This is a genomic window from Niallia sp. (genome assembly GCF_031978665.1).
GTDB lineage: Bacteria > Bacillota > Bacilli > Bacillales > Cytobacillaceae > Niallia.
The window spans coordinates 91,854-98,063 of record NZ_DALZDK010000020.1 but is presented as its reverse complement, the minus strand read 5'-3'; the positions used below and the strand labels follow the sequence as shown (position 1 = coordinate 98,063).

General features: G+C 35.7%; 3 protein-coding genes. All 3 read left to right on the top strand.

The features are described from left to right. Positions 1-241 precede the first annotated feature (241 nt). The 3 genes from RTL21_RS12675 to polA all read left to right on the top strand — a co-directional run bounded on the left by RTL21_RS12675 (position 242) and on the right by polA (position 6,160). The gene (locus RTL21_RS12675; RefSeq protein ID WP_312096249.1) at positions 242-958 is read left to right on the top strand and encodes a winged helix-turn-helix domain-containing protein; all 717 of its coding nucleotides are present in this window, start codon (positions 242-244) and stop codon (positions 956-958) included. Then, complete coding sequence (gene pnpS, locus RTL21_RS12670; protein ID WP_312096248.1) at positions 959-2,713, top strand: two-component system histidine kinase PnpS; 1,755 nt, start codon at positions 959-961, stop codon at positions 2,711-2,713. It abuts the gene before it with no gap. Between the two features lie 822 nt (positions 2,714-3,535). Further along, on the top strand, positions 3,536-6,160 hold the full coding sequence (polA, locus tag RTL21_RS12665) for a DNA polymerase I (protein ID WP_312096247.1): 2,625 nt from the start codon (positions 3,536-3,538) through the stop codon (positions 6,158-6,160). Positions 6,161-6,210: the final 50 nt, after the last annotated feature.

The following is a 6,210-nucleotide window of genomic DNA, read 5'->3' as shown; positions in this document are numbered from 1 at the left end:
CTTTGCTTTTAGCCAAGAAAGAGAATGTCGGACAATTGAGTTAGCAGAAGCTAACCCTTGTCCGAAGCCGATTCATCTCACGACTGAAGTCACGAGGGTTCTCGGCTAAAGCCTAAATTTAAAAATATTTCGTTTTTGTAAACTGTAAATAAATGTTTTTTCCTTTTTTATCGAACAATATATTATAATGTAAATAGGTATAAGGGGACTTTAGGGGAATTAACATATTTGGAGGCTGTATATGAAGAAAAAGGTTTTAGTTGTAGATGATGAACAATCTATCGTAACTTTACTAAAGTATAATTTGCAACAGGCGGGATATGATGTAGTGACTGCCATGGATGGAGAAGAAGGATTGAATTTAGCGCTAACTGCTAATCCGGATGTCATCTTGCTTGATTTAATGTTGCCAAAAAAAGATGGGATGGATGTTTGTAAAGAACTACGCCAACAGAAAGTGTTAACTCCTATATTAATGTTAACAGCTAAAGATGATGAGTTCGATAAAGTTTTAGGACTTGAACTGGGTGCAGATGATTACATGACTAAACCTTTTAGTCCAAGAGAAGTTATCGCACGAATTAAAGCTGTTTTAAGACGAATCCAAATGCAAGTTCCAGCATCTTCTGAGGAAGTAGATGAAGATGAGGATGATGGCATTAAAATTGCTGAGTTAAAAGTGCTTCCTAATTATTATGAAGCCTATTTCAAAGGGGAGTTATTGGAGTTAACCCCTAAAGAATTTGAGTTATTATTATATCTTGTCAAAAATAAAGGCAGAGTTTTAACAAGAGATCAGCTGCTAAGTGCAGTTTGGAATTATGACTTTGTAGGCGATACAAGAATTGTAGATGTACATATCAGTCATTTGCGTGAAAAAATTGAAGAAAATACCAAAAAACCTATATATATTAAAACAATACGTGGCTTAGGCTATAAATTAGAGGAACCAAAGTAAATGAAGAGCTTTAAATCTCGATTAATGGCGAGCGTTTTATTTACTATTTTTATTGTGTTTTTATTTGTTGCTATTTTCATTGAATCTTACAATAAGAAGACGTTTATGGATTCTTTTGATAGTCGTTTGGAACGAGAAAGTACATTAATTGCAAATCAAATCATGAATAATGGTGGAATTTTAGAAATTGATACTCGCTTAGTAAAAGAATATAGCGAGGCACTAGATGTACAGATTACCGTTATGGATGAATCCGGCGAGATATTGTTCAATGAAGGAGAGCTGCAGAATGATACAGAATATGAAAATCAAATGCAGACATTACTTTCAAATAAAAAAGTAAATGCTATATCTATTAATGGAAATCCTAACTTTCATTTTTATAAACAGGGGCTTTCTGATGAAGAGGGGAGTAAGGGATATTTATTAATAGGGGCAAAAGTAGAAGAAATAGAGAATGTTTATAAACATATTAATTGGATCGTTTTTTCTTCGTTTCTATTTTCATTTTTAGTAATTTATCTAATTGGCTATAAATTAATTTATCGTTATACAAGACCAATTGAATCGGCTACTAAAGTAGCTGTCGATTTGGCAAATGGCAATTATCATGCAAGAACGTATGAGGATCGAGTTGATGAAACAGGGGTTCTTAGTTCTTCGCTTAATAAAGTAGCTAAAGATATGCAAGAAATGGTAAAAGCACAAGAAATACAAGAAGATCGCTTAGGAACTTTGATTGAAAGTATTAGTAGCGGGTTACTTTTGATTGATAGCAGAGGGTATATTAATTTAATCAATAAATCCTATAAAGATATCTTCTTTGTTCGTTCTGCTGACTATCTTTATAAACAATATTATAAAGTTATTCCTTATAGACAAGTTACAGATCTTGCGGAAGAGATTTTTATGACAGAACATAAAGTTATCCGAGAAATGACGCTTGAAATTAAAAATGAGAGAAGGAGCTTTCAAGTTTATGGGGTTCCAATTATTGGAACAAACGATAGATGGATGGGGATTTTGCTCGTTTTTAATGATATAACGGAGTTGAAAAAGCTTGAACAAATTCGTAAAGACTTTGTTGCCAATGTGTCACATGAATTAAAGACGCCTATTACTTCGATTAAGGGCTTTTCTGAAACACTTCTTGATGGGGCAATGGAAGATAAAGAGACGCTTGAAGAATTTTTACGGATAATTTTAAAAGAGAGTCATCGTCTGCAAACGTTAATTCAAGATCTTCTGGATCTATCAAAATTAGAACAGCATCATTTTTCTCTAAATAAAGATGAGTTTAATTTGGTGGAAGTTCTAAATAAAGCGACTAAAATGCTGGAAGGTCGAGCGGAAGCAAAAAATATAAAATTAAAGTTTCTTCAATCGAATGAAATCATTCAGATTGAAGGTGATAGAAGTAGATTAACGCAAGTTTTTCTAAATTTAATAACAAATGCAGTTATCTATACTCCGAACGATGGGGAAATCAATGTCTATGTTGTGGAAAAGAAAAAGAAAATTGAAGTAAGAATACAAGATACAGGCATTGGAATTGACCAAGCAGAAATTCCGAGAATATTCGAGCGCTTTTATCGTGTGGATAAAGCAAGAAGTAGAAACTCTGGCGGAACAGGGTTAGGTCTAGCAATTGTTAAGCATTTAGTAGAATTACATAGAGGTACGATTCAAGTGGAAAGTGAAATGGGAGTAGGAACAACCTTTACTGTGGTTTTACATAAAGAATTTCCATTTTAGGGGATGGGGGATACCGAATTTGGTGTCCTCTTTTTGTAGCTAAACAAGTCCCCCTACTTTTTAATGTCTGGCTGCAGGTGCCTATCGGTTAGCAAACTTCCGACTATCTCCCTACGATAAGTCAACATCGACTCACTGACGTTCCTCGTGTTTCCTTTATCTCAGTCGATTGTCTCCAGTTTGTACACCGATAAACAGGCACCTCCACTTTTCTATTTGTCTAGCTTCGGACACCAGCGCCAGATGAACTTCACGATTGTCTCTACGATAAGTCAACATCGATTCACTAGCGTTCCTCGTGTTTCCTTTATCTTGAGAAAATCGCTCCAGTTCACACGGCGCTAACCGGTGCCCTCCGCTTTTCTATCACTTTACATTGTTTTTACATTTGGTTTATGGTGGGTTTACACTTTGTTGTTACAATTACTTGTGAAGTCCCCCTTATCCATTTGGTTAAGGACTTAAGCTGAAAGCTACCCCGCTTTTGGCTTCCCCTGTTTACTAGTGGGCTTGATATGAAATGTGCGTCTTGCAATCGTTGATGGAACAATGATATTTCATATCCATGCCCGTGCTGATATAAGCTTATGCAATTCTATTAATTTGTAAAAAACAAGTGGAGATAGTTGTTAAAAGGGTGTGCTGCACGCTTAGTTCATTGTAGGATGAAATAAGGAAGTGTAGGAAGAAACCCTTTTTTCAACTATCTCTGCTTTTTTACATTTATGAATATGTCATGTAAAATAATAAGTATTGAACCATGTAATCATCATCGTTTTTTACGAGATAACATACACGATAAATAGAATGGAGGAGGATTTCTTGAAAAAGAAATTAATATTAATAGATGGTAATAGTATTGCGTATCGAGCTTTTTTTGCTTTACCTCTATTAAATAATGATAAAGGTGTACATACAAATGCAGTTTATGGCTTCACCATGATGCTAATGAAAATTTTAGAAGAGGAAAAGCCGACACATGCATTAGTCGCTTTTGATGCAGGGAAAACCACTTTCCGTCATAAAACATTTAGTGAGTATAAAGGGGGGCGTCAAAAGACTCCACCAGAATTGTCAGAGCAATTCCCTTATATAAGAGAGCTATTGAATTCGTATGGTATCCATCATTACGAATTAGAAAATTATGAAGCAGATGATATTATTGGAACACTGTCTCTTCAAGGAGAAAAAGATGGGTTTGAAGTCGTTGTTATTTCTGGGGATAAAGATTTAACTCAATTGAGCTCGGATAATACAACTGTATATATCACGAGAAAAGGAATTACGGATATGGAGGCCTATACACCTGACCATATTCAAGAAAAATATGGGCTGACACCTGATCGAATTATTGATATGAAAGGGTTAATGGGGGATAGTTCAGACAATATTCCTGGAGTTCCTGGTGTAGGGGAAAAAACAGCTATTAAATTGTTGAAGGAATTTGAGTCATTAGAAAAATTAGTAGAGTCTATTGACCAAGTAAGCGGCAAGAAGCTAAAGGAAAAGCTAGCAGAATTTAAGGATCAAGCTTTAATGAGTAAAGAACTAGCTACTATTTTCAGGGAAGCTCCATTAACGATAACATTGGACGATACGGAATTTCCTGGTATGCAGATAGACCAGTTAAAGGAAATCTTTAAAGAGCTTGGCTTTAACTCTTTACTTGAAAAATTAGGAGAATCGCCAGAGCAAGAGGAACTAGTACTAGAAGAGATAAAATTTGAAACAGTTGAAACTATAACAGAAGCAATTTTTGCTGATAGAAATATAATGTATGTGGAAGTATTGGAAGATAACTATCATTACGCACCAATTTTAGGTATCTCTTTGTTAAATGACAAAGGAGCATACTACCTACCGATTAATCAGGCTTTAGAATCTTCTGCTTTTAAAGTTTGGGCAGAAGATGGAACGAAAGAAAAGATTGTTTACGATGCGAAAAGATCGGAAGTATCCTTGCGTCATCAAGGGATTCATCTAACTGGGATTACCTTTGATGTGCTTATTGCGGCATATTTAGCAGATCCATCCGCGAATATTGAAGATGTTGCCTCGGTTGCTAAAAATTATGGCTATTCCAATTTGCAATCAGATGAAGCATTCTATGGAAAAGGAGCAAAAAGAAAGATTCCAGAGCAAAATTTATTATCGGACCACTTAGTAAGAAAAGCATTCGCCATGCAGGCAATCCAAGAAAAAATGGAGGATGAGTTGAGAAAAAATGACCAGGAAGCTCTCTTTTATGAGTTGGAAATGCCGTTAAGCTTGGTGCTTGCTGATATGGAATCAACAGGAGTAAAGGTGGATGTAGACCGCCTGAAAGCCATGGGGAAAGAGCTATCAGAAAGGCTGAAAGAGATCGAAACTCGAATTTATGATCTGGCTGGTGAAACCTTTAATATAAACTCACCAAAGCAGCTTGGTGTGATTTTGTTTGAAAAGCTTGGTTTGCCTGTTGTGAAAAAAACAAAGACAGGCTATTCCACCTCGGCTGATGTTTTAGAACAACTTGCTAGTTCACATGAAGTAATTAGAGAAATCTTAGAATATAGACAGCTTGGTAAATTACAATCAACCTATATAGAAGGCTTGCAGAAAGTGGTTCATAATGGAAGAATTCATACAAGGTTTAATCAAGTATTAACACAAACTGGCCGCTTAAGCTCCATTGATCCTAATCTCCAGAATATCCCGATTCGTTTAGAGGAAGGACGTAAGATTAGACAAGCATTCGTACCGACACAAGAAGATTGGGTTATTTTTGCTGCTGACTATAGCCAAATTGAGTTGCGTGTCCTTGCTCATATAGCGAATGACGAGAAATTAATTGAAGCATTTAGAGAAGACCATGATATCCACACGGAAACAGCAATGTCCGTTTTTCATGTAGAAGCTGATGAAGTAACTTCTAATATGCGAAGACATGCAAAAGCCGTTAACTTTGGAATTGTATATGGCATTAGTGACTACGGGTTATCGCAAAGCCTGCACATTACGAGAAAAGAAGCAGCGAAATTTATCGAACGTTATTTAGAAAGCTATCCTGGCGTAAGAAATTACATGGAAGAAATTGTGGCAGATGCGAAGCAAAAAGGCTATGTTGCAACCTTGCTTCATAGAAGAAGATATTTAGCTGATATTACAAGCAGAAACTTTAATCTTCGTAGCTTTGCAGAGAGAACAGCAATGAATACACCAATCCAAGGCAGTGCAGCTGACATCATTAAAAAAGCGATGATTGAAATGGAGAAACGCTTGGAAGTAGAAGGATTGAGAGCTAAATTATTATTACAAGTTCACGATGAATTAATTTTTGAGGCTCCAAAAGAAGAAATTGAAAAGCTGAAAGAAATAGTTCCAGATGTAATGGAGCATGCAGTTGAGCTAAGTGTTCCTTTAAAAGTGGATTACTCTTATGGTCCAACTTGGTATGATGCTAAGTAAGGAAAATCATTGCCAATGGTTTGAAGAAAAGGAACAACGAGTAATTTTTA

What these genes read in the sequence shown, in the direction of transcription:
- pnpS (WP_312096248.1), top strand. Translation starts at nt 959, where the DNA reads ATGAAGAGCTTTAAATCTCGATTAATGGCGAGCGTTTTATTTACTATT.
- RTL21_RS12675 (WP_312096249.1), top strand. Translation starts at nt 242, where the DNA reads ATGAAGAAAAAGGTTTTAGTTGTAGATGATGAACAATCTATCGTAACT.